Annotated in this window: 4 protein-coding genes; 1 reads left to right on the top strand and 3 read right to left on the bottom strand. The window is 75.7% G+C overall.

What is annotated here, in order from left to right; genetic code table 11:
• Nucleotides 1–173: 173 nt before the first annotated feature.
• From KS423_RS40330 to KS423_RS40320, 3 genes are all read right to left on the bottom strand, one after another.
• Nucleotides 174–2030 carry a prolyl oligopeptidase family serine peptidase gene (locus tag KS423_RS40330; RefSeq protein WP_224284701.1) on the bottom strand — a complete coding sequence of 619 codons (1857 nt, stop codon included), beginning with the start codon at nucleotides 2028–2030 and terminating at the stop codon, nucleotides 174–176.
• 191 nt (nucleotides 2031–2221) lie between these two features.
• On the bottom strand, nucleotides 2222–2461 hold the full coding sequence (locus KS423_RS40325) for a hypothetical protein (RefSeq protein WP_224284700.1): 240 nt from the start codon (nucleotides 2459–2461) through the stop codon (nucleotides 2222–2224).
• Between the two features lie 400 nt (nucleotides 2462–2861).
• Complete coding sequence (locus KS423_RS40320) at nucleotides 2862–3239, bottom strand: nuclear transport factor 2 family protein (protein WP_224284699.1); 378 nt, start codon at nucleotides 3237–3239, stop codon at nucleotides 2862–2864.
• Nucleotides 3240–3420: 181 nt separating this feature from the next.
• On the opposite strand from KS423_RS40320, the gene KS423_RS40315 reads away from it, so the two are divergent.
• The coding region (locus tag KS423_RS40315) for an AAA family ATPase (RefSeq protein ID WP_224284698.1) at nucleotides 3421–3965 on the top strand (545 nt) is incomplete at its 3' end.

Genomic DNA, 3965 nt, shown 5'->3' with positions numbered 1-3965 from the left:
GGGCACGGCCGGCGCGGCCGGTACGGCGGAGCCCGTGGGGACGACGGCCGAGGAGCTCGGCGTCGGCGGGGCGGCCGGGGGCGGGCAGGAGGCCTCGTCCCGCTGCGAGCCCGAGCAGCCGGTGAGCACCAGGGCCCCGACCACCGCCGCCCCCGCGAGCACCAGCAGGCGTCTCACGCCGTTCCCCCGTCTCCGGTGCGCCCGGCCGTGCCCAGGTGTCGCCGGACGAAGTCGATCTCCAGCCGCAGCTGCTTGATCCGCTCCTCCACCACCAGCGACCCGTGCCCGGCGTCGTAGCGGTACACCTCGTGGGGCTTGCCGAGCCGCTCCAGCCGCTCGACGTAGTTCTCGATCTGCCGGATCGGGCAGCGCGGGTCGTTGACCCCGGCGCTGATGTACACCGGCACCCGCACCTGCTCGACGTAGGTCAGCGGCGAAGAGGCGGTGAAGCGCTCCGGGACCTCCTCCGGGGTGCCGCCGAAGAGCGTGCGGTCCAGCGACTTGAGCGCCTCCATCTCGTCGGCGTACGCGGTGTGGTAGTCCGCGACCGGCACGGCGGCGACGCCGAGGGCCCAGCTGTCGGGCTGGACGCCGAGGCCGAGCAGGGTCAGGTAGCCGCCCCAGCTGCCGCCGGCGAGCACCAGCCGGGCCGGGTCGGCGAGGCCGCTGTCGACCGCCCAGGCGCGGACCGCCGCGATGTCCTCCAGCTCGATCAGGCCGACCCGCTCGTGCAGCGCGTCCGTCCAGGCCTGGCCGTAGCCGGTCGAGCCGCGGTAGTTGACCCGGACCACCGCGAAGCCGTGGTCCAGCCAGGCGGCCGGACCGGCGGCGAAGGAGTCGCTGTCGTGGTGGGTCGGACCGCCGTGGATCTCGAACACGGTCGGGTACGGGCCCTGCGCGGGCGTCGTCGGCCGCTGCACCAGGGCGTGCACCCGTCCGCCGGGCCCGTCCACCCAGACGTCCTCGACCGGCACCGAACCGGGCGGCACCGCGCCGGGCGCCCGCAGCACGACCGTCCCGGCGGTGGAGCGGACGGCGGAGGGCTCGGCGGCGGAGGACCACAGGTACTCGACGGTGCCGTCCGGACGGGCGGTGGCGCCGCCGACGGTGCCGCGCGGGGTGTCCAGGCGGGTCAGCCGGCCCTCGGCGAGCGTGTACGAGAACAGTTCGCTGCGCGCCTCGTACTCGTGCTCCACCAGCAGTTCCCCGGCGCCGGGGCGCCACTGCGCGGAGACGTCACCGGGCAGCTCGCGGCCCTGCTCGTCGCGCAGGGGGAGGGCGGTCTCGGCGCCGGTGGCGACGTCCCAGATCATCGGCTCCCAGCGGCCGGTGCGCTGGTGGGCGACCAGCAGGCGGGTGTCGCCCTCGACCGGGGCGAAGCCCAGGCAGGCGACGCCGCGAGGCTCGTCCCGGCCGGTGACCTCGTCCAGCTCGGCGACGGTCTCGACGCCGCCGTCCCCGCCGATGCGCACCACGCGGATCGCGGAGTGCATCGCGTCGCCGTGCTCGGTGTGGTCGATGGCGAGCAGCGTGCTGTCGTGGCTGAGGTCGCCGATGCCGCCGTACTCCTCGTGCCGGTAGATCTCGACCGGCTCGGCGTTGCCGGGGCGGCGCAGGTGCAGGGTGGTGCCGTCCTCGTCGGTGGAGCGTCCGACGACCACGGTGCCGTCGCGGCCGAGGGCCAGGCCGGCCGAGTAGGAGGGGGCGAGGCCGGGCACGGCCTCCTCGTCGGGGCCGCCCGCGAAGGGCTGGCGGCGCCAGACGCCGAACTCGTCGCCGTCGTGGTCGTCGAACCACCAGACCCAGTCGCCGTCGGGGGACAGCTCGGCGTCGGTGGTGCCGTTCGGGCGGTCGGTGACCCGACGGTGGGCGCCGGTGGCGCGGTCCCAGGCGTAGACCTCGTAGGTGCCGGTCGCGTTGGACACGTACAGCGCCCGGTCGGGGGCGTCCTCGGCCCAGTCGGGCAGCGACACCCGGGCCGCCCTGAACCGCTGCTCCCACGCCGGTACGGCGCTCTTCTCCTCGCTCATCCGACCATCCAACCCGATCCGGGGGAGGGAAGGGAACGGGCGGGTGGGCTCGGGCCCACCCGCCCTGTGTGCCGGGGGTGCTGTCGGGGTGTCGGGGGGTGTTGCCGGGGGCACGGCCGGAGTGTCCACGAACGCCCGCCCCGGCACCGGGATTGCGCGGGCCCGGCCCGGGCGCCGGGAGCACCTCGGGATCAGCCCTTGCGCGGCGCCCCGTGCGGCAGGAACCGGACCAGGGCCACGAGCACCAGCTCCAGCACCGCCAGGGCGAGGACGCTGCGGCCGAAGGCGGCGGTAGGGTCGCCGGCGCCGTAGTAGACCAGGCCGATCAGCGCGATCCCGAGCGCCCCGCCGACCTGCTGCACGGTGGACACCACCCCGGCCGCGGAACCGGCCAGCCGCGGCTCGACGCCGGCCAGCACCACCGAGGTCACCGGGGCGATCACAGGCCCCTGCCGAGGCCGTCCACGAACAGCCCGGGCGCCAGCCACCGGACGCTGCCGTCAGCGGCGTCGTACGCGGTGAGGGCCGGCAGGCCGAGGGCCAGCAGCAGCCCGCCGAGCGCGATGTGCGGCGCTCGCCCAGACGGGCGGTGACGCGGTGGGTGGTGTCGGAGGTGATCAGGTAGCCGAGGCCGGTCGCGGTGAAGACCAGTCCGGCGCCGAGTGCGTCCAGGCCGCGGCCGAACCGGAGGTGCAGGGCGAGCACCAGGAAGAAGGAGCCCTGACCGAGCCAGAAGGCGAGTTGGGCGAGCAGGCCGGCGCTGAAGGCGCGGCTGCGGAAGAGCCGGGTGTCGACCAGCGGGGTGGCTGCGGTGGCGTCGGTGGCGGCGGCTCAGGCGCCCGGCACGCGGTCGAGGAAGCCGTACACCGCGCCGATCCGGCCGTCCGGGGTGGCCGCCAGCACGTCGAAGCCGATCACCACCGGCTCCGCGCCGGCCGGGCCGAGGTTCCAGGTGAAGCGGGCGACGTCGTGGTGCGCGTCGACCGGGCCGAGGGTGAACTCCAGCCCCGGGAACTGGGCCTGGGCGGCGCCGAGCAGTGCGTCGATCGCGTCCCGGCCGGTGACGGCGGCCAGCGGGTCGGTGTAGCGGCCGTCCTCGGCCCACACCTCGTCGATCAGCTTGCGGCGGGCCGCCGGGTCGGTCTCGTTCCACGCCGCGAGGTAGCGCTCGGCGAGCTGCTGGAGGGTGGCGGTGGTGATCTCGGTCATCGTCATCTCCGGTGTTCCGGTGGGTGGTTGTCCGGGTCGTTCCCGGTGCTCACCAAGGTATGGACGGCCGGCCGGCAGCGAATCCGTCACGTATGGGCATCGCAGTACGTACCTTTCGCGGGGGGGTGTACCGGTGCCGTGGTCAGCGGCGGTTCGCGGCCCGGATGGGTAGGGTCGGGGCATGCTGTACGGGAGGGAAGGCGAACAGACCGCCGTGGACGGGCTGTTGGACGCGGCGCGGGCCGGCCGCAGCGAGGTGCTGCTGCTTCGGGGCGAGGCCGGCATCGGCAAGACCGCGCTGCTGGACGACGCCGTCGCGCGGGCGGGGGAGGCGTTCCGGGTGATCCGGGCGGCCGGTGTCGAGTACGAGGCCGAGCTGCCGTACGCCGGGCTGACCCTGCTGCTCGCGCCCGGCCTGGACCGGCTGGAGGCCCTGCCCGGGCCGCAGCGACGGGCACTGGAGGCGGCGTTCGGGCTCTCCGACGACGGCCCGGCCGTCGACGAAGGGCGCGCCGACCGGCTCCTGGTCGGGCTCGCCACGCTCGGGCTGCTCGCCGAACTCGCCGCCGACCAGCCGCTGCTGTGCGTCGTGGACGACGTGCAGTGGCTGGACCGGGCCTCACTGGACGCGCTGCTGCTGGCCGCCCGGCGGCTCCAGGCCGAGGGGGTGGCCCTGCTGCTCGCCGCCCGCACCGGCGGCGCGGCCGGGGCCGGAGGCGGCTCGGC

Source organism: Streptomyces sp. LS1784 (assembly GCF_020103755.1).
Classification (GTDB): Bacteria; Actinomycetota; Actinomycetes; order Streptomycetales; family Streptomycetaceae; genus Kitasatospora.
The sequence above is the reverse complement of the archived record's forward strand: the minus strand, read 5'-3'. Positions and strand labels throughout refer to the sequence as shown.